The sequence below is a fragment of the Frankia sp. BMG5.60 genome (assembly GCF_059428125.1).
Genome location: NZ_CM182091.1, coordinates 2,549,967 through 2,575,726, shown reverse-complemented (window position 1 = coordinate 2,575,726; position 25,760 = coordinate 2,549,967). Strand labels below are relative to the sequence as shown.

Genomic DNA, 25,760 nt, shown 5'->3' with positions numbered 1-25,760 from the left:
GTGAAAGCGGTCACGCCAGGCGGACGCGCGGGGTCTCGGGGGGCCGGGCCCGGCGGTCACGATCGGCGCGCCCGTAGGATCGTCGCTGTGGTTGGCACAGACAGCACTGATCGCTCCGCACGCGCGGTTCCCGCGAAGCCCAGCCTCGATGGCATCGAGGCGCGGTGGTCGACGGCATGGCAGGACGAGGGCATCTACACCTTCGACCGCACCGTCGACCGGGGGCGGGTGTACTCCATCGACACCCCGCCACCGACCGTAAGCGGCTCGCTGCATGTTGGCCACGTGTTCTCGTACACGCACACCGACCTCATCGCCCGCTACCAGCGGATGCGCGGCCGTGAGGTCTTCTACCCGATGGGCTTCGACGACAACGGGCTGCCCACCGAGCGCCGGGTGCAGAACTACTTCGGGGTGCGCTGCGACCCGTCGCTGCCCTACGACCCGGACTTCGCTCCGCCGGCGAAGCCGGGCAAGGAGCAGGTGCCGATCTCGCGGCGCAACTTCGTCGACCTGTGCGAGCGGCTGACGCTGGAGGACGAGAAGGGCTTCGAGGAGCTCTGGCGCCGCCTGGGGCTGTCCGTCGACTGGTCGCACACCTACGCCACCATCGACACCCGCGCGCGCGCCGTCGCCCAGCGGGCGTTCCTGCGCAACCTCGCCCGCGGCGAGGCCTACCTGGCCGAGGCGCCGACGCTGTGGGACGTCACCTTCCGCACCGCGGTCGCCCAGGCGGAGCTGGAGGACCGGGAGCGTCCCGGCGCCTTCCACACCCTCGCCTTCCCCCGCGGCGGCGCCGACCCGGCCGGGTCGGCCGCGGCGGAGCCCGTGGTGATCGAGACGACCCGGCCGGAGTTGCTGCCCGCCTGCGTGGCCCTGGTCGCCCACCCCGACGACCCGCGCTACCAGCCGCTGTTCGGGTCCACGGTGCGCACCCCGCTGTTCGACGTCGAGGTCCCGGTCGTCGCCCACCGGCTCGCCGATCCCGAAAAGGGATCCGGTATCGCGATGATCTGCACCTTCGGTGACCTGACCGACGTCATCTGGTGGCGGGAACTGCGCCTGCCGGCCCGCGCCGTGATCGGCCGTGACGGCCGGCTCGTGCCGGAGTCGCCGGCCGCGATCACCTCGCCCGCGGGCCGGGCGCACTACGCCGAGCTCGCCGGCAGGACCGTGCACAGCGCCCGCACGCGCGTCGTGGAGCTGCTCACCGGGTCCGGTGCGCTGCTCGGCGAGCCGCGGCCGATCGCCCACCCGGTCAAGTTCTACGAGAAGGGCGACCGACCGCTGGAGATCGTCACCACCCGCCAGTGGTACATCCGCAACGGCGGGCGGGACGAGCCGCTGCGCGCCGCGTTGCGGGCCCGAGGCCAGGAGCTGCGCTGGCACCCGGAGTACATGAAGGTCCGCTACGAGAACTGGGTCGACGGCCTCAACGGGGACTGGCTGATCAGCCGGCAGCGGTTCTTCGGCGTGCCGTTCCCGGTGTGGTACCCCCTCGACGACGCCGGCGCGCCGCGCTATGACGCGCCGATCGTGCCGGCCGAGGCGGCCCTGCCCGTCGACCCGTCCAGCGACGTGCCACCGGGCTACACCGACTCCCAGCGCGGGGTGCCCGGCGGGTTCGCCGCCGATCCGGACGTGATGGACACCTGGGCGACGTCCTCGCTCACCCCGCTGATCGTCAGCGGCTGGGAGAGCGACGCCGACCTGTTCGCCCGGGTGTTCCCGATGGACCTGCGGCCCCAGGCCCACGAGATCATCCGGACCTGGCTGTTCTCCACCGTGGTCCGCACCCACGCCGAGTTCGGCGTGCTGCCCTGGTCGAACGCGGCGATCTCCGGCTGGATCCTCGACCCGGACCGCAAGAAGATGTCGAAGTCCAAGGGCAACGTCGTCACCCCGATGGGCCTGCTGGAGGAACACGGTTCGGACGCGGTCCGCTACTGGGCGGCGTCCGGGCGGCCGGGCACCGACACGGCCTTCGACGTCGGCCAGATGAAGAACGGCCGCCGGCTCGCCATCAAGATCCTTAATGCCAGCCGTTTCGCGCTGGGGCTCGGCGCCGAGGAGCCGCCCGCGGGGGCCCCGGTGCCGGTCGATGGTGCTGCGCCGGTCGATGAAGCCGTGCCGGTCGATGGTGATGCTGTGCCGGCGGGTGAAGCCGTGCCGGTCGGCGAGCCGCTGGACCGGGCGCTGCTCGCCGCGCTCGCCGACGTCGTCGATGCCGCGACCGCCGCGCTCGACACCTACGACTACGCGCGGGCCCTGGAGGTCACCGAGTCGTTCTTCTGGCGGTTCTGCGACGACTACGTCGAGCTGGTCAAGGGCCGTGCCTACGGCTCGTTCGGGGCCGCCGGCGCCGCCTCCGCGCACACCACCCTCGCGGTCGCGCTGTCCGTGCTGCTGCGGCTGTTCGCCCCGGTCCTGCCGTTCGTCACCGAGGAGGTCTGGTCCTGGTGGCGGCCCGGCTCGGTGCACCGGGCGAGCTGGCCGGACCCGGCGGAGATCCGCAAGCTCGCCGACGGCGGGCGTCCCGAACTGCTCGACGCCGTCGGCGCGGCGCTGACCGGCGTGCGGCGGGCCAAGTCCGCGGCGAAGGCGTCGATGAAGGCCGAGGTCGCGAGCGCCCGGATCAGCGGCGAGGCCGACCTCGTCGCCCTCGTCGAAGCTGCGGCCACCGACCTGCGCAGCGCCGGCAGCATCCGCGAGCTCGCGTTCCGCCCCACCAGCGGCGAGATCGCCGTCGCCGTCGACCTCGCCTGAACCCGCTGCCTTCCTTGTCTTTCCACAGCGACGAATCGGACGTCCAGGGCTGTGGGCCGGCAAGGAAGGCGCGTGGGCGGCGGGCGGCGGCTGCTCAGATGCCGTGCAGCCGCCGGGCGGACGGCCGCAGGTAGACGAACCAGGTGACGACGAAGCACAGCGCGTAGTAGGCGATGAAGGAGATGTACGCCGCGTCGCCGGACTTGTAGCTCAGGAACGACTGCCGGAAGGCCAGGTTCACCAGCATCCCGCCGAACGCGCCGATCGCGCCGGCCAGGCCGATCAGCGCGCCGGAGCGGCGCCGGGCGGCGCGCTGGGCCGCCAGCGGGTCGGCGCCGGCGTCCACGGCGAGGCGCGACTTCGCCCGGAAGATCGCCGGGATCATCTTGTACGTCGACCCGTTGCCGACGCCGCTGAAGACGAACAGGGCGATGAACCCGACGAGGAACAGGGCCAGCGAGTCCGTCAGCGAGGCGACGAGCACGACCGCGGCCGCGGCGGCCATCGCCACGAAGTTCGCGAACGTGATGCGGGCGCCGCCGAAGCGGTCGGCCATAAGGCCGCCGAGCGGGCGGATCAGCGAGCCGAGCAGCGGCCCGAGAAACGTCAGGTACGCGGCCTTGATCGGGGTGTCGAACCGGTCGGCGAACTGCACCTGCAGCACCTGCCCGAAGGCGAAGCCGAAGCCGATGAACGAGCCGAACGTGCCGATGTAGAGCAGCGACATCACCCACGTGTGGCCGTCGCGGGCGACCTCGCGCATCGCGCCCCGGTCGTTGCGCGCCGAGGACAGGTTGTCCATGAACAGCGCCGCGCCGAGCGAGACCAGCACGATCAGCGGGATGTAGACCGCCAGGACGACCCGCGGGTGGCCCTTGCCCGCCGTGGCGAGCACGAGCAGGGCGACGAGCTGGATCGCGGCCACGCCCAGGTTCCCGCCGCCGGCGTTGAGCCCGAGCGCCCGGCCCTTGAGCCGGTCCGGGTAGTAGGCGTTGATGTTCGTCATGGACGAGGCGAAGTTGCCGCCGCCGACGCCCGCGACCGCGGCGACGATCAGCAGGGTGGTGTACGAGACGCCGGGTTCGAGGACGATCGCGGCGAGGATCGTGGGGACGAGCAGCAGCAGCGCGCTGAAGATCGTCCAGTTGCGCCCGCCGAAGCGGGCGACGGCAAAGGTGTACGGGATGCGCAGCACGCTGCCGACCAGCGTCGGCAGCGACGTCAGCAGGAACTTCCCGGCGGGATCGATGTGGTACTTCGGCCCGAGGAACAGGACCATCACCGACCACAGCGACCAGATCGAGAAGCCGACGTGCTCGGCCAGGATCGAGAAGATCAGGTTGCGGCGGGCGATGCGGGACCCGCCGCCGTCCCAGAACGTCGGGTCGTCGGGCCGCCAGTCGTCTATCCAGCGACCCCGCCGGGATGCGGCCGGCGTGAGGTCGGTGGTCGGGACGCCTTCCAGTGTGGCGCTCATGTGATGATCCTCCGGGGTGCGGGCGATGCCACGACCGTAGGAACGCACCGTTACGCGGCGACGCGCGAGCTGTGACACTCTCTGAGACATCCGCTCACCCGGCCGGGAGCCGCGCGGTGAGACGTGCGGTCGCGGGCCACCGTCCGCCCGTGAGATCGCCGCCCGCGCCGCCCGGCTGCCGGCGGATGTCACACCGGTGGCGGGTACCCCGTCCAGGTGGGGGAGGGGAGCCTGCCACGCCCGTCCGGCGGGGCCGGTGACGCCCGGTCCGTGGCGCCCCCGAAGTCTCCGGAGGAGCCGATGACGACGATCCCGGACCGCGCCGCGCAGAGCCCCGGCGCCGTCCCTGCCGGTCCGTCCGTCCCTGCCGAGGTGTCCGTCCCTGGCGGGGAGTCCGCGCCTGCCGGGGAGTCCGTCCCTGGCGGGGAGTCCGCGTCTGGCGGCGGGCCCGGCGTGGCCGGTCCCTCGGCGCTGGCCGCGGCGTTCGAGGCCGAGCGTCCCCACCTGCGGGGGGTGGCCTACCGCCTGCTCGGGTCCTTCGCCGACGCCGAGGACGCGGTGCAGGAGGCCTGGCTGCGCCTCGGCCGGGTCGACGCCGGCCGGATCGAGGACCTGCGCGCCTGGCTGACCGTGGTGGTCAGCCGGCTGTGCCTGGACCAGCTCCGCTCGGCCCGCGGGCGCCGGGAGGGGTACGTCGGGCCCTGGTTGCCCGAGCCGTTCGTTGACGGGCTCGCCGGCGGTGACGGTGCCGGGCGCGGCGCCGATGCCGGCTCGCCCGTGCTGGACGCGGCGTTCGTCGCCGGTGCGGCGGTGCCGGTCGGTCCCGATCCCGCGAGCGGGGGCCGGGTGCCGGACCCGGCCGACCGGGTGACGCTCGCCGAGTCGGTGAGCATGGCGATGATGGTCGTGCTCGAGACGCTCAGCCCGGCCGAGCGCACCGCCTTCATCCTCCACGACGTGTTCGGCTACGACTTCGCCGAGATCGCCGCGGCCACCGGGCGCACCCCGGCCGCCGCCCGTCAGCTCGCCAGCCGGGCGCGGCGCCACGTCCGTGACCGGTCGGTCCGCTTCGACCCGGATCCGGCGTCGCGGCGTCGCGTCGCCGCGGCCTTCTTCACCGCGGCGGCCGGCGGCGACCTCGACGGGCTGCTGGCCCTGCTCGATCCGGACGCCGTCCTGCGCAGCGACGGCGGGGGACTCGCGCAGGCCGCCCGCCGGCCGGTGGCGGGCGCCGACCGGGTGGCCCGGTTCGTGCTCGGCATCCTCGCGAAGGCGGCCCGGCGCGCCGACGGGCGGGTGCGGATCCAGCCGATCGAGGTCAACGGCGAACCCGGCTTCGCGAGCTTCGAGGGCGACGTCCTGCGCTACATCGCCGGCCTGCACGTCGCGGGCGGCCGGATCGTCGAGATCAACATCGTGGCGAACCCGGAGAAGATGCGGCACCTGCCGGCCGCGGCCCCGCCCGGGGGTTCAGTCGATCCGGCGTAGCTGCTCGCGGTAGCGCTTGCCGTTCGCCACGTAGACGGCGGCGCCCGCGGCGAGACCGGCCTGGTCCGCGCCGCCGGGCAGCACCTTGGCCGGGATCCCGAGTGCCCGCCCGCCCGGCGGCACGACCGTGTCACCCACCACGACGGCCCCGGCCCCGACCAGCCCGCCGCGCCCGACCCGGACCCGGTGCAGGACCACCGAGCCGGACCCGATCAGCGAGCCGTCCTCGACGACGCAGCCCTCCAGGTGCGCGAGGTGCCCGATCGTGCAGTCGTCGCCGACGACGGTCGCCAGCTCCTCGGTCGCGTGGATCACCGTGCCGTCCTGGACGGAGGTGCGCGCGCCGATCACGATCGACCCGTAGTCGCCGCGCAGCACCGCCCCCGGCCACACGGTCGACTCGGGGCCGATCGTCACCGTGCCGATAACGGTGGCGTTCGGGTGGACGTAGGCCGTCGGGTCGATGACGGGGACGGCGTCTCCCAGGGCGTACACGGCCATCCGGCCTCCCGCGGGTCGTCGTGCGCGACTGTGACCTCCATCGTGCCCGCCGAGCCCGCCGGGTGTGCGGATCAGTCCGTCGAGGTGGCGACCTTCGGACGGACCATGCCGGGTGGCGGGGAGCCCGTCGCCCTGACCCAGCCGCGGGCCACCGTCCGCTCCGCCGCGAGCCGACCGAGCCCGATCGCCAGGCCGGAGATCGCCGCCCAGGCGATCGCCTCCGCCCAGGCGGTGTCCGGGTCGGCCGGGTTGACCGGCGGGTCGGACTTGCGGACCTTGCGGTACACGGCCGTGACCCCGCGGCTGGCGGCCGTGCCCGCGAGCGCCGTCGCCGCCCCGCCGACGACCTTCCATCCCAGCTTCGATGCCGCTTTCGCCACCCCACACCTCTCGTTCTGCGCCGCGGGCCGCCCTGGCCCGCCCGTGTGTTGTCCCTACCCCGGTGGCTCCGATTACCCCCAGCCGACCAGGGTGGGCCGCCGGTGGTCCCTATCCGATCACGGCCGGGCGGCCCCGCCGGCACGTGGGGCGCGCCCGGGTGCCGCGCTGGGGATGGCCTAAGGTTCATCTCGCGGATCGCGGACATCCGGCGCGGCGCAGCGGGCGCCGGCGACGGCCGTCGGCGGCGACCATCCATCTCCCCGTTCGGCCCGTCCAGGCAGGAGACCAGACCCATGACCGCCCCCGATCAGACGATTCCCGCTGCCCCCGTGGCTTCCGCCGCCTCCGTGGCTTCCGCCGCCCCTGTGGCTTCCGTTGCCTCTGAGGCTCCCGCGGCACCGGCCGGGCCGGCCGCGCCCGAAACGGTGGCCGGGGCCGTGGCGGCGGCCACCGAGGCCGCGGCGGCGGGGCGGGTGGAGGTCCTCGTGCGGCGGCTGGACCGCGAGGTGGCGCCGCCGGCGTACGCCCAGCCGTCCGACGCGGGCGCGGACCTGGTGACCACGCAGGATGTGACCCTCGAGCCGGGCGAGCGCGCCGTCGTCGGCACGGGCCTGGCGATCGCGCTGCCGGCGGGCTACGCCGCCTTCGTGCATCCGCGCAGCGGCCTGGCCGCCCGGCACGGCGTGACGGTGGTCAACGCGCCAGGCACGGTCGACGCCGGTTACCGTGGTGAAATCAAAGTAGTTCTCATCAATACCGATCGATCCGATCCGATCACGTTGCGTAGGGGCGACCGGATCGCCCAGCTCGTGGTGCAGCGTGTGGAGCATGCCGTCTTCCGCGACGTGGACGAGCTGCCCGCCTCGGTGCGCGGCAGCGGTGGGTTCGGTTCGACGGGTGGCTTCGGCTCGACGGAGGGTCCCGGCGCCGGGGTTGGCGCGGGGACGCCCGGGGGCGCGGGAAGGGAGTCCGGTGGTGTTCGGCCGCGGGCGTAGGGAATCCGATCAGCGCGAGGCGTCCCGGCCCGAGGCGCCCGAGCGGCGCGCGCCGGTCGCCGAGGCCGCATCGGTGGTGTTGGACGACGGTCCCTACGATGTCACCGAGGCCCCGGAGGACGATCTCCACCGGCTCGACCTCGGCTCGTTGCGGATCCCGGCGCTGCCGGGCGTGCAGGTGCAGTTCCAGGTGGAGGAGGCGACCGGCCAGCCGTTGACGGTGCTCGTCACCGACGGGCGCAGCGCGATGGAGCTGTCGGTCTTCGCCGCTCCCAAGAGCCGCGGCCTGTGGGACGAGGTGCGCGCCGAGATCCTGACGACGATCGAGGCGGCCGGCGGTCGCGAGGCGAACGGCGCGTTCGGGCCCGAGCTGCGGATGCTGCTGCCCACCGGCCGCCCGGGCGAGACCGTCCCCGGCCGGATGATGGGCGTCGACGGCCCACGCTGGTTCCTGCGTGCCGTGGTGACGGGCGTGGCCGGGGGCGAGCCGGGGGCCGCCCCGCTGCTCGACGAGACGCTGCGCCAGCTCGTGGTGTCCCGCGGGGACGGCGCGATGCCGGTGCCCGGCGTCCGCACCGCCGAGCTTCGCTGATCGGGTACGCCACGCGCCGGTCCTGTACCGCACACGCTACGTATCCGCGCCCGGATCGCTCGATCGTGCGGCTTGCCGCGGGCACACTGAGCCTCGGTCATTCGTTGCATCAGACGTGTTCGGGCAGGGTTGCTCGCGCGGGAACGGAGGAGCCGTGGGCGAGCCACACGGTTGGTGGGGGCGCAAGCTCCACAGGCTGACGGCGGGAACGAACGAGCTCGATGCCGAGGATCTCCAGGCCGCCTCCGCGGCGGCGGGTGCCGTCCCGATGAGCGGTTGTCATGACCGGGACGAGACCTGCGTCGCGGGTACCATCCAGGCGGTGACGGTGCGCGCGCGTGCCGGCGCACCGACCCTGGAGGTCGACATCTACGACGGCAGCGGCACTGTGACGCTGGTGTTCCTGGGCCGCCGGGACATCCCGGGCCTGCGGGCCGGCGCCTCGGTGAAGGCGTCCGGCCGCATCACCGTGCAGGAGGGTCGCCCGAGCATCTTCAACCCGCGGTACGAACTTCTCCCGGTCCCCTCCGCGAGCGCCTAGGTTCGGGCGGGGAACCGGCCCCTCACCGACAGGATCCCCACCGACGATGCCACGACTGCCCACCCCCGACGCACCGCCGATGACGATGTCCGAGGCCATCGGCGGGCCCCGGGGGATCATCGACAGCTCCATCCCGACCGTGGCGTTCGTGACGGTGAACGCCGAGGCAGGGCTGACCGCCGGCATCGCCGTCGCCATCGCCGCCGCGCTTGCCCTGCTCGTCCTGCGCGTCGTGCGGCGCGAGCCGACGCAGCAGACGTTCTCCGGCCTGTTCGCCGTCGCGGTCGCCGCGTTCGTCGCCTCGCGCACCGGCGACGCGAAGGGCTTCTTCCTCCCCGGCATCGCGAAGAACGCCCTCGGCGTCGTCGTGGCGCTGCTGTCCGTGGTGCTGCGCCGGCCGATCGCCGGCTATCTCATGGCCGGCCTGGACGCCCGCTACGTGGGCTGGAAGAACGATCCCCGCCAGCGGCGTGCGGCGGTGTGGGCGACGCTGGTCTGGGGCGCCGTGTTCGCCCTGCGCTTCGGCGTGCAGGGCGTGCTCTACCTCGCCGACGAGTCCGGCTGGCTGGCGGCGGCGAACATCGCGCTCGGCCTGCCGCTGTTCGGCCTCGCCGTCCTCGCCAGCTTCGCCATCGTGCGCCGGCTCGCCCCGCTGCCGCCGCTGCCGCCCGCCGCGTCGGGCGCGGCCGTGGTCGAGGGCGAGGTGGTCGAGGGCGAGGTGGCCGGGGACGAGATGGTGCGGGCCGACCCGCCGTCCCTCGAGGCGCCGGTCGTCGATCGACTCCGCCCGCCGCGCTGAGCTGCGGGCGGCTCCTCGGCGCGCGGCTCAGCGCGGGCCCGTGAAGTCCCGGGTTGTCCGCGGGACCCGGGGTCGTCCGGGCCGGGTCAGCCCCCGGTGAGGGTCTGCTCGGGCACCGGGCCGAGCAGGACGGCGAGCTGCTCCTCCGCCTCCGAGCTGGTCGCGACCGCGAGCACCTCGTCGCCGTGCTCCAGCGTCGCGTCCGGGGACGGGATGACCGCCCGCCCGTCGCGCAGGATGACCACGAGGGCGGTGTCCGGCGGCAGGGTGATCTCGCCGATGCGCCGACCGACCACGGGCGCGTCCTCGGCGAGGGTGAGCTCGACGAGGGAGGCATCGCTCTGCCGGAAGCGCATGAGCCGCACCAGGTCGCCGACGCTGACGGCCTCCTCGACCAGCGCGGTGAGCAGCCGCGGTGCGGAGACGGCGACGTCGACCCCCCACGACTCGGTGAACAGCCACTCGTTCTTGGGATGGTTGACCCGGGCGACCACCCGCGGCACACCGAACTCGGTCTTCGCCAGTAGCGACACGACCAGGTTGACCTTGTCGTCCCCGGTCGCCGCCACGAGGACGGTGCATTCGTTCAGCCCGGCGGCGTCGAGCTGGGACAGCTCGCAGGCGTCGGCGAGCAGCCACCGGGCTTCGGGCAGCGCGTCGGTGCGGATCTTCTGGGGGTCGCGCTCGATGATGAGCACCTCGGCGCCGTTCTCCAGCAGTTCGGCGGCGATGGAGCGGCCGACCTTGCCGGCACCCGCGATCACCACCTGGCGCATGCTCATCGTCAGCCCTCCTTCGGACCGGTGCGAAGCACCGTGTCGGCCTCGGTGGCGCGGGCCTTCGTCACGGCCACGTGCAGCACGTCGCCGTCCTGGACGAGGGTGCGGGCGTCGGGCAGCACGCCCTCGCCGAAGCGGGTGACGCAGACGACCCGTACCCCCGCGGCCTCCTCCAGTTCGCGCAGCTTGCGGCCTGCCCAGGCGGCCCCGGGGGGGATCGCGGTCAGCAGCACCGAACCGGACGGATCGGACCACTGCGCGGTGACGGCGTCCGGGACCAGCCGGCCGAGGATCTGGTCGCGGGTCCAGCGCACGGTCGCGACGGTGGGGATGCCGAGCCGCTCGTAGACCTCGGCGCGGCGGGGGTCGTAGATCCGTGCCACGACCCGCTCGACCCCGAACATCTCCCGGGCTACCCGGGCGGCGATGATGTTCGAGTTGTCCCCGCTGGACACGGCGGCGAACGCGGCGGCCCGCTCGATGCCCGCCTCGACGAGGGTGTCGCGGTCGAAGCCCATCCCGGTGACGCGCTGGCCGGCGAAGGTCGCGTCCAGCCGGCCGAACGCGGCCGCGTTCTGGTCGATGATCGCTACCGAGTGGCCGAGCCGCTCGACACCGCGGGCGAGGGCGGAGCCGACCCGGCCACAACCGAGGATCACGACATGCACGAGGGGAGCGTAGTCGGATCCCGCCCGCGCGGCGCGGATCGTCACCGGAGTGCTCTGTATACGGAGATCCGCCACCCTCGGGCGCGTGACCCCAACCAACACGGGTTTGTGTGTGCCATGTCACAGTTGCGTGTAGCGGTAGCCGACATCGGTAGCATCGCCGCGTGGCGCTCACGGACCGCCTGAAGCGCGGTTTCGTCGGTCGACCGATCGGGAGCGACCGGCTCGGGGAGACATTGCTCTCCAAGCGCGTCGCGTTGCCCGTTTTCGCCAGTGACGCCCTGTCGTCGGTCTCCTATGCAACGGAGGAGATCCTGCTCGTCCTGTCACTGGGCGGGTTGGCTTTCTACCACCTCTCGCCCTGGCTGGCCGGCGCCGTCATCGTGCTCATGCTGACGGTGGTCGCCTCCTACCGGCAGAACGTGCACGCCTACCCGAGCGGCGGCGGCGACTACGAGGTCGTCTCGACCAACCTCGGCCCCCGCGCCGGCCTGCTCGTCGGCAGCGCCCTGCTCGTCGACTACGTGCTGACGGTCGCGGTGTCGGTGTCGGCGGGTGTCGCGAACCTGACATCGGCGGTCACCGCGCTGGCTCCGCACAAGGTCATCATCGCCGTCGTGATCGTCATCGTGCTGACGATGATGAACCTGCGTGGCGTGCGCGAGTCCGGGACCGCCTTCGCCATCCCGACCTACGGCTTCGTGGCCGGCGTCGCCGTGATGATCGTGACCGGCCTGATCAAGACGGCGGTCGGTCACACCCCGCGGGCCGAGAGCGCGGGCTACCACGTGGTCGCCGAGCACGACTATGCCGGGCTGGCCCTGGCCTTCCTGGTCCTGCGGGCGTTCGCCTCGGGCTGCACCGCGCTCACCGGCGTGGAGGCGATCAGCAACGGCGTGCCCGCGTTCCAGAAGCCCAAGAGCCGCAACGCCGCGACCACCCTGCTGCTCATGGGCGTCATCGCGGTCGCCATGTTCGCCGGTGTCACCGCCCTGGCTCTCATCTCGGACGTGCACGTGGCCGAGCACACGAAGGACCTGGTCGGCGCCAGCGGCGAGCAGCCGACGGTCATCGCCCAGGTCGCCGCGGCCGTCTTCGGTGACGGTTCGCCGGGCTTCGTCTACATCGCCACCGTCACCACGCTCATCCTCATGCTCGCCGCGAACACCGCCTTCAACGGCTTCCCGGTGCTGGGCTCGATCCTCGCGCGTGACGGTTACCTGCCTCGCCAGCTGCACACCCGCGGCGACCGGCTGGCGTATTCCAACGGGATCGTCCTGCTGGCCGGCTTCGCGATCGTGCTGATCATCACCTACCACGCGCAGGTCACCGCCCTGATCCAGCTTTACATCCTCGGCGTGTTCATCTCGTTCACCCTGAGTCAGACCGGGATGGTGCGGCACTGGGCGCGCATCCTGCGCTCGACCGGCCCGGCCGCGCCCGACCCCGCCGCCCGCCGGCGGATCCGCCGCTCGCAGACGATCAACTTCGTCGGCGCCTGCCTCACCGGCACCGTGCTGGTCCTCGTGCTCATCACGAAGTTCACCCACGGCGCCTGGATCGTCTGCCTGGCCATCCCGATCATCTTTCTCGGCATGCGGGGGATCCGGAGCCACTACGACCGGGTCGCCGTCGAGCTCACCCCGGAGCCGGGCCCCCCGACCCTGCCCTCGCGGATCCGGGCCGTGGTCCTCGTCAGCAAGATCCACGCGCCGACGCTGCGGGCGCTGGCCTACGCCAAGGCGTCCCGGCCGCACAGCCTCGTCGCGCTCACCGTCGCCGTGGACCAGGCCGACGCCGACCGGCTGCGCGACGCGTGGGCGGAACGCGGCATCAGCATCGATCTGGTGGTGCTCGCCTCCCCCTACCGGGAGGTCACCCGGCCGGTGCTGGACTACGTCGCCCGGATCCGGCGGGAGAGCCCCCGCGACGTCGTGGCCGTCTACGTCCCGGAGTACGTCGTCGGGCACTGGTGGGAGCACCTGCTGCACAACCAGAGCGCGCTGCGGCTCAAGGCCCGGCTGCTGTTCCAGCCCGGGGTGATGGTCACCAGCGTGCCCTGGCAGCTCGCCTCGTCCAGCGGCGCGGAGCGGCGGGTGGAGCGGACCGGTGCGGGCGCGGTGCGCCGTGGCCGAGCCGCCCTGCCGGGCCCCGCCACCCTGGAGGCGACCCGCGGGTCCACGGGCACGGCCGGCCCCGCCGCTGCCGGGTCGACGCCGGTGGAGCGGGAGTGACCCCCCCTCGCCGCCGGCCGGCCGGCGTGCCTGCCACCCGCCCTCACTCTGCTTCGGCGGGGAAAGCAGCCGGTTCGGCGGGCAAAACGGCCGGTCCGGCGGGGAAAGCGGCCGGTGCGACAGGGCAGGCGGCCGGTCCGGCGATGGCCGACGCCGACGCGGCGACCGCGGTGGGTTCGATCATCGAGCTGGTGGTGGGGCAGGTGGCCCACGGCGGGTTCTGTGTGGCGCGCGCGGGCGGACGGGTCGTGTTCGTCCGCCATGCGCTGCCCGGGGAGCGCGTCCGGGCCCGGGTCACCGACGACTCCCACGACCGCTACTGGCGCGCCGACGCCGTCGACGTCCTCACCCCTGCGCCGCAGCGGGTGGCGGCTCCCTGCCCGCATGCCGGTCCCGGCGCCTGCGGGGGCTGCGACTGGCAGCACGCCGACCTCGCGGCGCAGCGCCGGGGCAAGGCCGAGGTGATCGCGGAGGCCCTGCGCCGCTTCGGCGGCCTGGACGCCGAGGCAGACCCCGAGGCCCACCCCCTGCCCGGCGCGCCCTCTGCATCCGCCGTGCCCCCTGCATCCGCCGTGCCCTCTGCATCCGCCGTGTCTCAGGTGGCCGCCGTGCCTGCGGGCCGGCCGGGGGAGGCCGGTATTCGACGCGGGCCCGTGCGGGTGGTCGTCGAGGCGGTGCCCGTCGACGGCGGGGGCGACCAGGCGGGGAGTGACCAGGCGGGGGGCGGCGCGGACGACGGGCTGGGCTGGCGGACCCGGATGCGCTTCGCCGTCACCGCACAGGGCGAGATCGGGCTGCGAGCCAGCCGTTCCCACGAGGTGATCGCCACCCCGGACTGCCGCATCGCCCACCCGCTCGTGGCCGCGGCGCTGGCCGGGCGCCGGTTTCCCGGCGCCGACGCGGTCGAAGTCGCCGCGAGTCCCTCCACCGGTCAGGTGGCCGTCGCCGTGCACCCGGCCGGGGCGGCGCCGGCGCCGGGCGAGGTCGTCGAGACGGTGGAGCAGCGGCGCTTCCAGCTCGGGCCGGACGTGTTCTGGCAGGTCCACCCGGGCGCCCCGCGGGTGCTGGTCGCCGCCGTGCGCGACGCGTTGCGGCCCGGTCCGGACGAGACCGCGCTCGACCTGTACTCGGGGGCGGGGCTGTTCGCCGCGTTCCTCGCCGTCGACGTCGGCCCCGGCGGCCGCGTCGTCGCGATGGAGTCCGACGCCGCGGCGGTCGCCGCCGCCGCCCGCAGCCTCACCGACCTGCCCCAGGTCTCGCTGCGCTCGGTGCGGGTGACCCCGGCGACGGTGCGCGGGGTGATCGGTAGCGGGCCGACGGCCGGCCGCGTGGACATCGCCGTGCTGGACCCGCCGCGCACGGGGGCGGGGCCCGCCGTGATGGCCGCGCTGCTCGCCCACCACCCGCGTGCCGTCGCGTATGTCGCATGCGATCCGGTGGCCCTGGGCCGGGACCTGGCCGCCGCATCCGAACTCGGTTACGAGATGGTCTCGCTGCGTGCGTTCGACCTGTTTCCGATGACCGCGCACGTCGAATGTGTGGCCCTACTGAAGCCACGCGTCACCGAACCCGCTGTGACCGAGCCCGTACGGCAGGTGGGGCGTGCGGCCGCCGTCGGGACCGATCGCTCGGCTCCGCCGCCGCCTGGTCGCCCCGGCGTGTCGTCCGCGCGCCACGCCGGGGCGCGCGGTACGTCTGCGTACCCGCATCCCGACCAATAGTGTGCGAGCCGGGGGTGCATTTTACCCCGAGCAGGTCTATTGCCTCCCCATCCACGAGGAGCTCACATGTCGTCAGCCCGTCTGCGAGCGCGCAGGGGAGCTGCGTAGACTTTGCCGGACCCGGACCGATCCCCTTTCGGGAGAGGGAGTTCACGCCGTGTCGCTTCTGTCCACGATCAGCTGTCCCCAGGACGTCAAGCGCCTCGACCATGAGGAGCTCGGCATCCTGGCGGCCGAGATCCGTGATTTCCTCATTCACGCCGTCGCGCGTACCGGAGGCCACCTCGGACCCAATCTCGGTGCCGTCGAGCTGACGCTGGCGATACACCGAGTGTTTGATTCGCCGTTCGACCGCATCCTCTGGGACACCGGACACCAGTCCTATGTCCACAAGATTCTCACCGGTCGGTCGGGCGATTTCGACGGGCTGCGCCAGCGGGGTGGCCTTTCGGGTTACCCAAGCCGGGCCGAGTCCGAGCACGACATCATCGAGAACTCGCACGCCTCGACCGCCCTGTCCTACGCCGACGGGCTTTCGCGCGCCTACGCGCTGCGCGGGGAGGACCGGGCCGTCGTCGCGGTCGTCGGTGACGGTGCGCTGACCGGCGGCATGTGCTGGGAGGCCCTGAACAACATCGCGGCGGATGACCGCCCCGTCGTCGTCGTCGTCAACGACAACGGCCGGTCCTACGCGCCGACGATCGGCGGCCTCGCCGACCATCTCGCCGCCCTGCGCCTCGCCCCCGAGTACGAGCAGGTCCTCGACGTCGTCAAGCAGGTCCTCGGCCGCACGCCGCTGGTCGGCGCGCCGCTGTTCGACGCGCTGCACGGCATCAAGAAGGGCATCAAGGACGTCGTCCAGCCGCAGGGGATGTTCGAGGACCTCGGGCTGAAGTACGTCGGCCCCGTCGACGGTCACGACGTCGTCGCGGTCGAGTCCGCCCTGCGCCGCGCCCGCAGCTTCGGCGGGCCGGTCATCGTCCACTGCGTCACCCGCAAGGGCTTCGGCTACCCGCCGGCCGAGCAGGACGACGCGGACAACTTCCACGGCGTCGGCGTTATCGACCCGGTCACCGGCAAGCCGGTGTCCACGTCGAAGACGACGAGCTGGACGAACGTCTTCTCCGACGAGATTGTCCAGCTCGGCGCCGAGCGGCCCGATGTGGTCACCCTGACGGCCGCGATGCTCCAGCCGGTCGGCCTCGGCCCGTTCGCCAAGGCGTACCCCGACCGGGTGTTCGACGTCGGCATCGCCGAGCAGCACGCCGTCACCTCGGCCGCCGGGCTCGCCATGGGCGGGCTCAAGCCGGTCGTGTGCCTGTACGCGACGTTCCTCAACCGTGCCTTCGACCAGGTCCTCATGGACGTCGCCCTGCACAGCCAGCCGGTGACGTTCGTGCTCGACCGGGCCGGGGTGACCGGTGAGGACGGCGCGTCGCACAACGGCATGTGGGACATGTCGTTCCTGCAGGTCGTCCCCGGCCTCGCGATCGCGGCCCCCCGGGACGCGCCGACCCTGCGCGCCGAGCTGCGGGAGGCCGTCGAGACCACCGACAAGCCGACCGTGGTCCGCTTCCCCAAGGGCAAGGTGGCCGCGGACGTGCCGGCGATCGACACCATCGGCGGGGTGGACGTGCTGTTCCGCTCGCCGGCGGTGGCCCAGCACCGCGAGGTGCTGCTCGTCTCGGTGGGCGCGATGGCCGCCACCTGCCTGGAGGTGGCGCGGATGGTCGCCAGCCAGGGCATCGGCATCACCGTCGTCGACCCCCGGTGGGTCAAGCCGCTGCCCACCGTGCTGGTGGACCTGGCCCGGGACCACGACCTCGTCGTCACCGTCGAGGACAACGGCCGCGTCGGCGGGGTCGGGTCGTCGCTGGCCCAGTTGCTGCGCGACGCTGACGTCGACGTGCCGCTGCGCGACTTCGGCATCGCCCAGCGCTTCCTCGACCACGGCAAGCGTGACGAGGTCATCGCCGAGGTCGGCCTCGCCCCGCAGGACCTCGCCCGCAAGGTCGTCGAGGCCATCGCGAAGCGCCAGCCCGCGCTGGAGGGCGACCCGGCCGCCGTCGCCAACGAGGCATCCCCGGGCGCGCAGCGCAGCGGCGAGCAGGTCGCCGACCAGCACTGATCGTCGCTGCTCCCCGCGACTCGCGGATTCGGCGCCCCATCACCGGCACCCCCGGCGGTGGGGCGCCGCCATCTGCGTGCCGCTCGACGGGGGGGCCGGTGCCGGGGGCCGGCGCGCTGGCGGTCGGGATCCCGGCCTAGGCTGGCCCGGTGGGTCAGCACACCGCGTCGGGCGAGCCGGCGGCCATCTCCGCGCGCCGGTCTGGGCGCGGCCCGCGCTGGTGGCTCGTGCGCGCGGCGCTGGTCGTGGCCCTCGGCCTGCTGGTGGTGGCCCTGGTCAGCCAGTGGAACGACGTGCGGGACTCGTTCCGCCTGCTCACCGTCGGCAGCGTCGTCGCCTCGGGGATCGCGACCGTTCTCGCCGTCGGGACGACGGTGCTGTCCTGGCGGGCGCTGCTGGCCGGGCTCGGTGCCGAACTGCCGCTGCGGGCGGCGGTGCGGATCTTCTTCGTCGGTCAGATCGGCAAGTACATCCCCGGCAGCGTGTGGCCGGTCCTCGCCCAGATGGAGCTTTCCCGCGACTACGGCGTCTCCCGGCCGAAGGCGGCCTCGGCGAGCCTGGTCGTGCTGGCCCTCGCCGTGCCCAGCGGCGGCCTCGCCGCCGCGGTCACCCTCCCGTTCGTCTCCGCCGATGCGCTCACGAGCTACTGGTGGGCGCTGGCGGCCGTCCCGGTGTTCGCCGTCGTGCTCTGTCCGCCGGTGCTGTCCCGGCTGCTGGCGCTGGGGTTCCGGCTGCTGCGTCGCGAGCCACTCGACGAGCCGCTGACGCTGCGCCCCATCGCCGCCGGTGCCGGCTGGCTGCTGGTCAGCTTCTGCTGGTACGGCCTGGCGACCTGGCTGCTCGTGCGCGATCTCGATCCCGAGGTCGGCGGGGGGCGGCTGCTGCTGCTCTCGGTCGGCGCCTACGCCCTGGCCTGGACCGCCGGCTTCCTGGTGCTGGTGGTTCCGGCCGGCGCGGGGGTCCGCGAGGCGGTCCTCGTGCTCGCGCTCGCGCCCGCCGTCGCGGGCGGTCCCGCCACGCTGGTCGCCCTGGTGGCGCGGCTGCTGGCCACCGTCGCCGACCTGGTGTGGGCCGGCGTCGGCGTGGCCCTGCGCGGCCGGGGAACGGGGGCGGCCGCCGATACGTCGCCGCATACGGATCGGGACCTCGGTCCCGAGAGCGACGGCCCGGTGATGGTGCATCGCACCCGTTGACGTCGCCCATCGGCTGATCGTCCTGCCGGTGCTGCCCGAGACTCGGCGGACCGTTCAGTCCGCCGGATGGAAGTCGGCGATGGCGAGTCTGACGGCGGCCTGCCCGGCTTGGCCTGCCCGGCCGGATGGCGCGGCGGGCAGGATGGAGGGTGGGGACCGGCGCCCGTCGCGTGCGCCGGCAGGTCGACCGCCACGCGAAGGAGATGCATGAACGGCCGGGGCAGTGAGCATTCGCCACGAGGTCCCGCGGTGGCGGGACCGCCCTGGGGCCCGCCCGCGCGGCCGGCACCCCCGAGGTCGCCGACGGCTCCCGGCTCCGGCGGCGGCCCCTGGAACGGTGGCGGGAGGCCGTGGCCGCCGCCGGTCCCCCACATCCCGCCGAACCCCTGGGGCGACCCCGTCTGGTCGGGTGGTCCCCCACCTCCGCTGCCGCGCCACGGTCGGGCGCGTTGGCTCATCCCGCTCGTGCTGGTAGTCGCCCTGCTCGTCGGAGCGGGTGGCACCGCCCTGTTCCTGTCCGTCCGCTCCGACGACGGCCCGGCCTCCACGGTCCGCGCTTACCTGACGGACGTCGGTGGCTCCCGCTACGACGCCGCCTACGCCCGCCTCTGCCCCTCCGTCCACAGCCAGCGGTCGGCACTTGAATACGCGACCCTCATGCGGGCTCTGGACGCGATTCAGGGCGGTATATCCGCATTCGCCGTCCGGGGCGTGCGGATAAACCGGTCCGCGGGTTCGGCGACCAGCCGGGAGGTCCAGGTCGACGTCCGGCGGGGCATCGCCGACGCGAGCCGGCAGATTTACCGGGTCGGCCGAGAATCTGGCACGTACTGCGTGCTGACGCCTGGCGCTCCCTTCTCTCCCGATTCGCAGATTCCGGATCTGCGCCCGCCCATGCCCTTCGGGAATCCCGCCGCCCCGGGCGGCGGCTCCCCGGCCCGCCCGGCCTGATCGCCGGGCACCGGTCGCAGGTCGCAGTCGGTCCGGGTAGCAGGGCCGGTCCGGGTAGCAGGGGCCGGTCCGGGTAGCAGGGTCGGTTCGGGTAGCAGGGTCGGGTGGGGCAGCAGGGTCCGGGTGGCAGCAGGCAGGGGCCGGGTGGTAGCAGGGTCCGGGTGGCAGCGGGGTCCGGGGCGCCGCGGGTCCCTGCCGTGCGAGGGACGCGGCGGTCGCCGAAGCCGCCAGCGGTCTTGGCAGGGTGCGCCGGGCGTCGATCCCGAGTGCATCGAAAGGAGCAGCACTACGTCTTTTCGGGAATTTCGCGGGATGACGAGTGGTGATTATCTGGTGTCTACCGCCGGTTCGGCGTGGCTGGACGAGAAGTCCGCCATTGCGACCGGCCCCAGCATAATGACCAAGGAGCAAGCTGATGGCCGGCACGTCGGCAATGCCGCCCGCGGACGGGGCGATCGCGCCCGGCGAGGGGACGGCCGATCGACCACCGTGGTATCGGTGCGACGGATGCAGAACCGTTCTTTATGGGCGGCAGCTCGCGCGGCTTTCCCTGGTGTGCCCGGAATGTGGCAGGCATCTGCGGATGACGGCCGCGGAGCGCCTGGCGGCGCTGCTGGACGAGGGTGAGATCGATCCGATCCGGTTCACCCCGACGGATTATGATCCACTCGGCTTCGTCGACGTCCGTCCCTATCGGGACCACGTCGTCGCCGCGCGGGCCGCGACGGGTCTGGACGAGGCCGTCGCCTGCGCCCGGGGTCGGCTCGACGGCACCGCGGTCGCGATCGCCGTGATGGACTTCCGGTTTATGGGCGGCAGTCTCGGCGCCGCGGTGGGCGAGGCCATCACCGTCACCGCCGAGCTCGCCCTGCGGGACAACACGCCGCTCGTCCTGGTCACCGCCTCCGGCGGCGCTCGGATGCAGGAGGGCGTGGTCGCGCTCATGCAGATGGCCAAGACGAGCCAGGCCCTCGCCCGGCTGGACGAGGCGGGCGTGCTCACGGTCAGCGTGGTGACCGATCCCACCTACGGAGGGGTCGCCGCCTCCTACGCCTCGCTGTGCGACCTGACGATCGCCGAACCCGGCGCCCGGCTGGGCTTTGCCGGCCCCCGGGTGGTCGCGCAGACCATCGGTCAGGCGCTGCCGGCGGGCTTTCAGACGGCGGAGTTCCTCCTGGCCCACGGATTCGTCGACCTGGTGACACCCCGTGAGCAGCTGCGGTCCACGCTGGGCCGGTTGCTGCGCGTCGGTCGCCTCCGGCCACCCGCGGCTCGGCCCGACCGGCACGCGGGAGTCCGGCCGGATCGCCCGCCGCAGCCCGGTCTCGTCACCAACGCCACCGGCCCTCTCCGGTCGACCGGATCGGCCGGTTCCCCCGCGCCGGCCGTGTCGGTCCCCGGGCCGGCCATGCCGGTCGACCCGGCCGGCCTCATCCGCGATCCGGGCCTGCTGCCGGACCGGGATCCATGGCCGGTGGTCCGAGCGGCCCGCCGGCTCGACCGGCCGACCACCCTCGACCACGCCGCCCTCATGATGTCGGACTTCACCGAGCTGCACGGTGACCGGCTCGGGAGCGACTGCCCGGCGATCGTCGGCGGTCTCGGTCGGCTGGCCGGTATCGACATCGTCCTGATCGGGACGCAGAAGGGGCACACGGCGGCGGAGCTGCGCGCGCGTGACTTCGGCATGCCCTCGCCAGCCGGCTACCGCAAGGCGGCTCGCCTGATGCGGTTGGCTGCGAAGCTCGGCCGACCGGTCGTCACCCTCGTCGACACCGCCGGCGCCCATCCCGGGCTCGCGGCCGAGCAGGGAGGTCAGTCGGCCGCCATCGCGGCGAACCTCCGGCTGCTGGCCACCCTGCCGGTCCCCGTCGTCGCGACCATCACCGGCGAGGGCGGTAGCGGCGGCGCGCTTGCCCTGGCTGTGGCCGACCGGGTCCTGATGTACTCCGACGCGGTCTACTCCGTGATCAGCCCGGAGGGATGCGCCAGCATCCTTTGGAAGGACCCCGCCGCGGCGCCCCGGGCCGCGGCCGCGCTGCGGGTCGACGCGCGGGAACTGCTGCGGCTCGGTGTCGTCGACGGTGTGATCCCGGAGCCGCCGGGCGGAACGGGCGCCGATCCGGCCGAGGCCGCGGAGCGCCTGCGCGATGCCCTCGTCGCCAGCCTGCGACCGCTGCTCGCCTTGGAGCCGACCGAGCTGGTCGCTCGCCGGCAGGCACGGTTTCGCGGCTTTGGCGCCGAGGCGCTGAACGCCCCTGGGCCGCTGCCCCGCCAGGACAGCCAGCCCCGCGACGCGGCCGACCGCGTGGGGGTTCGATGAGCGCCACCGCGCCCGCGCACCCCGCGGCCCCGTCGTCCACCCTGTCGCCGTCCGAGACCCTCTCGCAGTCGGGGACCCTGGTGCCCGCAGCCCACGGGCCTGGCCTGGTCGAGATCTTCGACGCGGTCCGCGACCACCTCGCCGCACTGGGCGCGGCGGCCGGCGTACCCCCGACGTCGGTGAGGGTGACCAGCGGCGATCTCACCGTCGAGGTCAGGTGGGGGGCGGCCGAGGCGCTGCCCGCAGGCCCGGTGCCGGTGCCGGCCGGCTCGGTGCCCGCGGATCGTGCGCCCGGCGGCCCCTCCGGACCGCACGGCGGACCGCGGGGCAGCACGCCCGGCGGGCATCGGGAGGCGGGGGCGGACAGGCGCGCGGATCCGGACCGGAACCGGCTGGTCCTGGCCGATGCGGTGGGCACCGTCTACCTTGCGCCGGAGCCTGGGGCTTCCCCCTTCGTCGCGGTCGGGGATGTGATCGCGCCCGGCCAACAGGTCGCGATCATCGAGGTGATGAAGTTGATGATCCCGGTCGAGGCGCGGCACGCCGGACGCGTCGCGGAGATCCTCGTCGCGAACGCGACGTCGGTCGAGTTCGAGCAGCCACTGATCAGGATCGAGGCGACGGATCGGACGGATCAGACGGATCAGACGGCCGGGAGGGGCTGACCATGCCGACGGTGCTGATCGCCAACCGTGGTGAGATCGCGGTGCGGATCGCGCGGGCCTGCCGCGAGCTCGGCCTGGCGACCGTCGCGGTGTACTCGACTCCGGACCGGGACTCGGCCGTGGTCCGGCTGGCGGACCGCGCGATTCACATCGGCCCGGGACCCGCGCGGCGCAGCTATCTCAGCATCCCGGCGATTGTCGAGGCGGCCCGCGCCACCGGGGCCGATCTCATCCATCCGGGCTACGGTTTCCTCTCCGAGAACGTCGACTTCGCGACGGTGTGCGCCGAGGAGGGCATCACGCTCGTCGGGCCACCCGCGTCCGTGCTGGCCCGGCTCGGCGACAAGTCCACCGCCCGCCGGACGATGCTCGACGCCGGCCTGCCGCTCCTGCCGGGCAGCGCCGCGTCGCTCGACAGCGCCGAAGCCGCCCGCGACGCCGCCGAGGACATCGGATATCCGGTCATCATCAAGGCGGTGGCCGGTGGGGGTGGCCGCGGGATGTCCATCGTGCGTCGATCGGACGACATCGCCCGTGCCTACCAGCGCACGCGGGCCGGCGCCCGCGTGGCTTTCGGTGATGACCGGGTGTACCTGGAGCGGTACCTGCCCTCGGCGCGCCACGTCGAGATACAGATTCTCCGCGACCTCCAGGGAAACGCGCTCCAGCTCGGGGCGCGGGACTGCTCGGTCCAGCGCCAGCATCAGAAACTGGTCGAGGAGAGTCCGGCGCCGGGACTGACCGCGGACCTGGTGCACCGGCTCGGCGAGGCTGCGCTGCGCGGCGCGCGGGCCGCCGACTACCTGGGCGCCGGCACGTTCGAGTTCCTCCTCGACCCGGCCGGCGAGTTCTATTTCATGGAGGTGAACTGTCGTATCCAGGTCGAGCATCCGGTCACCGAGATGGTCACCGGCGTCGATCTGGTCCACGAGCAGCTGCGCATCGCGCTGGGGGAGCCGCTGACGGTCTCCGCGGCCGATGCCACGCCGCGCGGCGTGGCCATCGAGTTCCGCATCAACGCCGAGGATCCGGCGGCCGGCTTTCGACCATCTCCGGGGGTCGTCGAGACGTTCCGACTGCCCTACGGGCCGTTTGTGCGAGTGGACACCCATATAACGGCGGGTGATCGTGTTCCGCCCGAATACGATTCGCTGCTGGCAAAGGTGATCGTCTGGGCGCCGGACCGGGAGCGAGCGCTGGCACGCATGAGCCGAGCACTGGACGAGATGCGCGTCGAGGGCCCGGGCCTGAGTACCACGATCCCTTTCCTGCGACGGCTGCTGGCCGAGCGCTCCTTCCAGCTGGGTTCCCACGACCTCTCGTTGGTCGCCGAGATGACGGCCGCCTCCTGACCCTCCATGACCACGGGACCGGGAGCGCGGGACCGGGAGTGCGGGACCGGGAGTGCGGGACCCCGGGAGAACCTCGCCAGCCACGGGCCCGCCAGGGCAGCGGTGCGTACCGGGAGGCCGTCCGTTGGGGCGCCGGCCGTTGCGGCGGTCGGCTGCTGGTCGGCTGGGATACCATCTCGGGGTGACTACCCGTCAGGTGGGCAGCGACAGCCGAACCGGCCTCCTGGCACACCTCGTGGGCTGTCGGCTCATCAAGGTGTTCGAGGAGGTGCTCGCTCCGCACAACCTGAGCAGCCGCGGCTATTTCATCCTCACCCATATCAGCGAGGAACCGGCGAGCTCGCAACAGGATCTCGCCCGCCGGCTGCTCGTGGATCCCACGACAATCGTGGGGACGGTCGACGAACTCGAGCGGCGCGGTTTTGTCATCCGATTGCGCAACATCCATGACCGGCGCCGATACGAGCTGCATATAACAGCCGCCGGACGCGAGGTACTCCGTGCTACGGAGGAGCCGTTGGACGCGTCAGAGAAGAATTACTTCGAGCGGATTTCCGAGGAGCAGCGGCAGCAGTTGCACGCGATTCTTGAGCAGCTGCTCGACGATCAGTGACCCGGTCCGCGCGGGTCAGGATCCCATGCCGTAGCCGCCGCCCACGGGCAGGTAGAGCCCGGTGATGTAGCCCGCGGACTCGTCCGCCAGGAACTTCAGCGTACCGACGATCTCGTCCGTCGTACCCGGTCGCCGCAGCGCGGTCCGTCCGAGCACCTCCCGCCGCCGTTTCTCGGTCATCTGCTCGGTCATCCCGGTGTCGATGAAGCCGGGAGCCACCACGTTGACCGTGACACCGCGGGGGCCGAGCTCCCACGCCAGGGATCGCGCCAGCCCGATGAGCCCGGACTTCGACGCGGCATAGTTGGCCTGACCGGGTGCCCCGACCAGGCTGGTGACCGAGGAGACGAAGATGATCCGGCCCCACCGGGCCGACACCATGTCGGTGCTCGCCTCCCGGGCGCACCGCATCGCACCGACGAGGTTGACGTCGACGACCGACATGAACTCGTCGTCGCTCATTCCGAGCAGCAGCCTGTCGCGCATGCTCCCCGCATTGGCCACCAGGACCTCGACCGGGCCCTGGCGCATCCGCACCTGCTCGAAGGCCGAGGTCACGGCGGCCGCCTTGGTGACGTCGCACTGGACGCCGAGCAGCCCTTCCGGCGGAGAACCAGTGTTGTAGGTCACCGCCACATCGTGACCGGCCGCCGCGAACGCCCTGGCAGTCGCCAGACCGATCCCTCGGCTTCCCCCCGTCACCAGCACCGAACGGCCCATCATCGAGCTCCTCTGCCTCGCGGTCCCGGAGGATCCGCCGTGGTTGCCTGGGTTGCACTGCGCGCGGTCGGCCGCCCACACCCGAGCATGGGGGACGCCGTGCCCGTCAGCCGGCGGTGCCCGGTCCGGCCAGTAGTCCGGCGACCTGGTCGGTGGCGTCGCGAGCCCCGGTGAAGTGAATCGCCTGCCAGCCGGCGGCCCGGGCCGCGACACAGTTGTCCAAGGTGTCGTCGACGAGCAGGATCTGCTCCGGGCTGACTCCGGCCCGGGTGGTGCCGAGCGCATAGATCTCCGGCTGGGGCTTGCGGCAACCGACGGCGAAGGAGAGCACGACGTCATCGAAGAGCTCCTCGACCGGGAGCATGCGCCGCCAGTAGACGTCCCAGGAATCGATCATGTTCGACATGAGACCGACGAACAGGCCCGCCCGGCGTAGCTCGACGAGCGTGTGAATCCAGGCCTGGTTGGCCGATCGCCCGTCGAACCAGAGATCGGCGATCGTGTCCCGCGGAAGCCGGTCGCGTAGCTGTTCCGGGAGCGCGTCGGCAAGGCGCGCGAGCCATTCCTGCTCCGTCGCCAGGTCGGTGTCGTAGGGGATCATCAGGCTGTGGGCGGACGGGTAGGACGCCGCCACCGTCCTGACGGCTCCCATCACCAGGTCCCGGCCGACGCCGATCCGTCGACAGAAGCTCTCCATCGTCTGGTCGAGCGGCGGTGTGAGAACGCCTGCGAAGTCGCTCCATATTGCTTTCACCCATACCTCACAACCCTCGGGGACTGCCCGACGGAACCGTCGGGAACCGGCGTCGTGGAGCCTCGCGTCGTACCATCCCAGCGGCAGGTAAAAGAAACATAGACAGCCCGTCAAATCGG

General features: G+C 73.0%; 22 protein-coding genes. 15 read left to right on the top strand and 7 right to left on the bottom strand.

Annotation, left to right across the window (positions count from 1 at the left end):
* Positions 1-87: 87 nt before the first annotated feature.
* A complete protein-coding gene (gene valS / locus AC5R91_RS10340) occupies positions 88-2,766 on the top strand; it encodes a valine--tRNA ligase (RefSeq protein WP_495396928.1) in 2,679 nt (892 codons plus the stop codon).
* Between the two features lie 94 nt (positions 2,767-2,860).
* Here the strand turns inward: valS and AC5R91_RS10335 are convergent, their stop codons facing one another.
* Positions 2,861-4,243, bottom strand: a complete 1,383-nt coding sequence (locus AC5R91_RS10335) for a nitrate/nitrite transporter (RefSeq protein WP_495396927.1) — start codon at positions 4,241-4,243, stop codon at positions 2,861-2,863.
* 300 nt (positions 4,244-4,543) lie between these two features.
* On the opposite strand from AC5R91_RS10335, the gene AC5R91_RS10330 reads away from it, so the two are divergent.
* Entirely contained in the window at positions 4,544-5,731 is a 1,188-nt protein-coding gene (locus tag AC5R91_RS10330; protein WP_495396926.1) for a sigma-70 family RNA polymerase sigma factor, read from the top strand.
* On the opposite strand, the gene AC5R91_RS10325 is transcribed toward AC5R91_RS10330, so the two are convergent.
* Together AC5R91_RS10325 and AC5R91_RS10320 are read right to left on the bottom strand one after the other, a co-directional pair.
* Positions 5,714-6,232 carry a gamma carbonic anhydrase family protein gene (locus AC5R91_RS10325; RefSeq protein ID WP_495396925.1) on the bottom strand — a complete coding sequence of 173 codons (519 nt, stop codon included), beginning with the start codon at positions 6,230-6,232 and terminating at the stop codon, positions 5,714-5,716. The two genes, AC5R91_RS10330 and AC5R91_RS10325, sit on opposite strands and share 18 nt — an antisense overlap.
* 71 nt (positions 6,233-6,303) lie before the next feature.
* Positions 6,304-6,612, bottom strand: coding sequence for a DUF4235 domain-containing protein (locus tag AC5R91_RS10320; protein WP_495396924.1), 309 nt, complete (start codon positions 6,610-6,612; stop codon positions 6,304-6,306).
* Positions 6,613-6,906: 294 nt separating this feature from the next.
* Between AC5R91_RS10320 and dut the strand changes: the two genes are divergently transcribed.
* From dut to AC5R91_RS10300, 4 genes are all read left to right on the top strand, one after another.
* A complete protein-coding gene (gene dut / locus AC5R91_RS10315; protein ID WP_495396923.1) occupies positions 6,907-7,608 on the top strand; it encodes a dUTP diphosphatase in 702 nt (233 codons plus the stop codon).
* On the top strand, positions 7,589-8,200 hold the full coding sequence (locus AC5R91_RS10310) for a DUF3710 domain-containing protein (RefSeq protein ID WP_495396922.1): 612 nt from the start codon (positions 7,589-7,591) through the stop codon (positions 8,198-8,200). The genes dut and AC5R91_RS10310 overlap by 20 nt, the downstream gene beginning before the upstream one ends.
* Before the next feature lie 154 nt (positions 8,201-8,354).
* The gene (locus AC5R91_RS10305) at positions 8,355-8,741 is read left to right on the top strand and encodes an OB-fold nucleic acid binding domain-containing protein (protein WP_495396921.1); all 387 of its coding nucleotides are present in this window, start codon (positions 8,355-8,357) and stop codon (positions 8,739-8,741) included.
* Between the two features lie 46 nt (positions 8,742-8,787).
* Positions 8,788-9,540, top strand: a complete 753-nt coding sequence (locus AC5R91_RS10300) for a DUF3159 domain-containing protein (RefSeq protein ID WP_495396920.1) — start codon at positions 8,788-8,790, stop codon at positions 9,538-9,540.
* An 86-nt stretch (positions 9,541-9,626) separates the two neighbouring features.
* Here the strand turns inward: AC5R91_RS10300 and AC5R91_RS10295 are convergent, their stop codons facing one another.
* Positions 9,627-10,322, bottom strand: coding sequence for a potassium channel family protein (locus tag AC5R91_RS10295; RefSeq protein ID WP_495396919.1), 696 nt, complete (start codon positions 10,320-10,322; stop codon positions 9,627-9,629).
* Positions 10,323-10,324: 2 nt separating this feature from the next.
* Positions 10,325-11,032 (bottom strand): potassium channel family protein, encoded by a 708-nt coding sequence (locus AC5R91_RS10290; RefSeq protein ID WP_495396918.1) that lies wholly within the window; start codon positions 11,030-11,032, stop codon positions 10,325-10,327.
* Positions 11,033-11,151: 119 nt separating this feature from the next.
* On the opposite strand from AC5R91_RS10290, the gene AC5R91_RS10285 reads away from it, so the two are divergent.
* From AC5R91_RS10285 to AC5R91_RS10245, 9 genes are all read left to right on the top strand, one after another.
* Positions 11,152-13,221 carry an APC family permease gene (locus AC5R91_RS10285; protein ID WP_495396917.1) on the top strand — a complete coding sequence of 690 codons (2,070 nt, stop codon included), beginning with the start codon at positions 11,152-11,154 and terminating at the stop codon, positions 13,219-13,221.
* 143 nt (positions 13,222-13,364) lie between these two features.
* Entirely contained in the window at positions 13,365-14,942 is a 1,578-nt protein-coding gene (locus tag AC5R91_RS10280; protein ID WP_495396916.1) for a class I SAM-dependent RNA methyltransferase, read from the top strand.
* A gap of 157 nt (positions 14,943-15,099) precedes the next feature.
* On the top strand, positions 15,100-17,070 hold the full coding sequence (gene dxs / locus AC5R91_RS10275; RefSeq protein ID WP_495396915.1) for a 1-deoxy-D-xylulose-5-phosphate synthase: 1,971 nt from the start codon (positions 15,100-15,102) through the stop codon (positions 17,068-17,070).
* A 149-nt stretch (positions 17,071-17,219) separates the two neighbouring features.
* Positions 17,220-18,263 carry a lysylphosphatidylglycerol synthase transmembrane domain-containing protein gene (locus AC5R91_RS10270; protein ID WP_495396914.1) on the top strand — a complete coding sequence of 348 codons (1,044 nt, stop codon included), beginning with the start codon at positions 17,220-17,222 and terminating at the stop codon, positions 18,261-18,263.
* A 465-nt stretch (positions 18,264-18,728) separates the two neighbouring features.
* Complete coding sequence (locus tag AC5R91_RS10265) at positions 18,729-19,214, top strand: hypothetical protein (RefSeq protein WP_495396913.1); 486 nt, start codon at positions 18,729-18,731, stop codon at positions 19,212-19,214.
* Between the two features lie 433 nt (positions 19,215-19,647).
* On the top strand, positions 19,648-21,537 hold the full coding sequence (gene accD, locus AC5R91_RS10260; protein WP_495397934.1) for an acetyl-CoA carboxylase, carboxyltransferase subunit beta: 1,890 nt from the start codon (positions 19,648-19,650) through the stop codon (positions 21,535-21,537).
* Complete coding sequence (locus AC5R91_RS10255) at positions 21,534-22,202, top strand: acetyl-CoA carboxylase biotin carboxyl carrier protein (RefSeq protein ID WP_495396912.1); 669 nt, start codon at positions 21,534-21,536, stop codon at positions 22,200-22,202. The genes accD and AC5R91_RS10255 overlap by 4 nt, the downstream gene beginning before the upstream one ends.
* A gap of 2 nt (positions 22,203-22,204) precedes the next feature.
* The gene (locus AC5R91_RS10250) at positions 22,205-23,554 is read left to right on the top strand and encodes an acetyl-CoA carboxylase biotin carboxylase subunit (RefSeq protein ID WP_495396911.1); all 1,350 of its coding nucleotides are present in this window, start codon (positions 22,205-22,207) and stop codon (positions 23,552-23,554) included.
* 196 nt (positions 23,555-23,750) lie between these two features.
* Positions 23,751-24,167 (top strand): MarR family winged helix-turn-helix transcriptional regulator, encoded by a 417-nt coding sequence (locus tag AC5R91_RS10245; RefSeq protein WP_495396910.1) that lies wholly within the window; start codon positions 23,751-23,753, stop codon positions 24,165-24,167.
* A gap of 15 nt (positions 24,168-24,182) precedes the next feature.
* Here AC5R91_RS10245 and AC5R91_RS10240 read toward each other — a convergent pair whose 3' ends face one another.
* The gene (locus AC5R91_RS10240; protein ID WP_495396909.1) at positions 24,183-24,887 is read right to left on the bottom strand and encodes an SDR family oxidoreductase; all 705 of its coding nucleotides are present in this window, start codon (positions 24,885-24,887) and stop codon (positions 24,183-24,185) included.
* Positions 24,888-24,993: 106 nt separating this feature from the next.
* On the bottom strand, positions 24,994-25,641 hold the full coding sequence (locus AC5R91_RS10235) for an HAD family hydrolase (protein WP_495396908.1): 648 nt from the start codon (positions 25,639-25,641) through the stop codon (positions 24,994-24,996).
* Between the last annotated feature and the right edge of the window lie 119 nt (positions 25,642-25,760).

Excerpts from the sequence above, each read along its gene's own strand:
- dut (WP_495396923.1), top strand. The coding sequence starts at position 6,907 with ATGACCGCCCCCGATCAGACGATTCCCGCTGCCCCCGTGGCTTCCGCC.
- AC5R91_RS10250 (WP_495396911.1), top strand. The coding sequence starts at position 22,205 with ATGCCGACGGTGCTGATCGCCAACCGTGGTGAGATCGCGGTGCGGATC.
- AC5R91_RS10255 (WP_495396912.1), top strand. The coding sequence starts at position 21,534 with ATGAGCGCCACCGCGCCCGCGCACCCCGCGGCCCCGTCGTCCACCCTG.
- AC5R91_RS10325 (WP_495396925.1), bottom strand. The coding sequence starts at position 6,232 with ATGGCCGTGTACGCCCTGGGAGACGCCGTCCCCGTCATCGACCCGACG.
- AC5R91_RS10240 (WP_495396909.1), bottom strand. The coding sequence starts at position 24,887 with ATGGGCCGTTCGGTGCTGGTGACGGGGGGAAGCCGAGGGATCGGTCTG.
- AC5R91_RS10280 (WP_495396916.1), top strand. The coding sequence starts at position 13,365 with ATGGCCGACGCCGACGCGGCGACCGCGGTGGGTTCGATCATCGAGCTG.
- AC5R91_RS10335 (WP_495396927.1), bottom strand. The coding sequence starts at position 4,243 with ATGAGCGCCACACTGGAAGGCGTCCCGACCACCGACCTCACGCCGGCC.
- AC5R91_RS10300 (WP_495396920.1), top strand. The coding sequence starts at position 8,788 with ATGCCACGACTGCCCACCCCCGACGCACCGCCGATGACGATGTCCGAG.
- accD (WP_495397934.1), top strand. The coding sequence starts at position 19,648 with ATGCCGCCCGCGGACGGGGCGATCGCGCCCGGCGAGGGGACGGCCGAT.
- AC5R91_RS10295 (WP_495396919.1), bottom strand. The coding sequence starts at position 10,322 with ATGAGCATGCGCCAGGTGGTGATCGCGGGTGCCGGCAAGGTCGGCCGC.
- AC5R91_RS10330 (WP_495396926.1), top strand. The coding sequence starts at position 4,544 with ATGACGACGATCCCGGACCGCGCCGCGCAGAGCCCCGGCGCCGTCCCT.